Origin of the sequence: Stenotrophomonas sp. AS012628 (genome assembly GCF_010608305.1) — a bacterium.
GTDB lineage: Bacteria > Pseudomonadota > Gammaproteobacteria > Xanthomonadales > Xanthomonadaceae > Stenotrophomonas > Stenotrophomonas geniculata.
Genome location: NZ_VMBJ01000310.1, coordinates 1 through 215 on the forward strand (window position 1 = coordinate 1; position 215 = coordinate 215).

The following is a 215-nucleotide window of genomic DNA, read 5'->3' on the forward strand; positions in this document are numbered from 1 at the left end:
GGTCGCCGCCTGGCTGGCGAAGGCGTTGTACTGCTTGACCAGGCCGACCTCGTCGGTGGCCTGCTTGACGATCGGCAGGAACTTCGCGCGCAGCTGTTCGCGGCTGGACTTGTCCAGGTATTCGGTGGCGGCGTCGTCACCGCCCTTGAGGATGCCCTTGGCGTCGGCCACGGTCATCTTCTTCACCGCCTCCACCAGCAGGCCCTGGGCCTGCT

The 215-nt window shown here is 67.0% G+C and carries 1 protein-coding gene; it reads right to left on the reverse strand.

Annotated features, from left to right (window positions below):
• Nucleotides 1-215 (reverse strand): DUF4197 family protein (locus tag G5A07_RS22055; protein WP_191864052.1); only part of this gene is annotated, 215 nt, incomplete at both ends.